This is a genomic window from Streptococcus mitis (assembly GCF_005144795.1).
GTDB lineage: Bacteria > Bacillota > Bacilli > Lactobacillales > Streptococcaceae > Streptococcus > Streptococcus mitis_BB.
The window spans coordinates 1-657 of record NZ_SWFJ01000032.1; the positions used below are offsets into that span (position 1 = coordinate 1).

Consider the following 657-nt stretch of genomic DNA (forward strand, 5'->3'; position numbering starts at 1 on the left):
CTCTATGAAAGAAGCTGTTCAACAATTTAAAAACATCCATGATGCATCACCACAAAAACTTATTCGTATCTCTTAACATATAAAAATAGCCTTAAAGGCTAAAGGAGTAGGCTTAAGCCTGCTTTTTCTTTAGTTATTCTCTTTCAAAACCTCTTTCATGACTCCTTGTTCTTTCTCTCCCCTTATCTTTAAAAAACTTCTCCGCTGATTCATATCCGACTTTTTCTGCTTTTGTTAATTTATTTTCATCGTATGCTTGCTTATTATTTTTAAATCTATTTACAGTTCGATTGAATTCATATTTAGCAAAGCCCACTACTCTCTGGAAGTCCTCAAAAATTTCAGGTGCCCTTGCTTGATAACGATCTTTAATGTTATCAAATAACTGTCCTAAACGTTCGTATTGATTCTTATACCATCTTGTTTCTTTTTTTGATTCGGTCAATTCTTTATCTAAACTATTATTTCTTTCTCTTAAACTTTCGGTTGTCATCTTTTCCTTTTCATACATCCCTTTATAAGCCCCATTTTCCCTTTTAAGAGCTTCAGAGGACTTTGCCAAGGCTTTAAGACTCTCAAAGTCTTCAAAGCTTAATTCGACGCTTTTGGGCTGTTTTAGATTAAAGAGTGTTCCTTTTTCTTTGAATTCCATATCAT

1 protein-coding gene is annotated in these 657 nt (G+C 33.0%); it reads right to left on the reverse strand.

Features of this window, described 5'->3' with window-relative positions; all coding sequences use genetic code 11:
* Nucleotides 1-133 precede the first annotated feature (133 nt).
* Nucleotides 134-657 (reverse strand): hypothetical protein (locus tag FBF73_RS10030; RefSeq protein ID WP_206146683.1); only part of this gene is annotated, 524 nt, incomplete at its 5' end.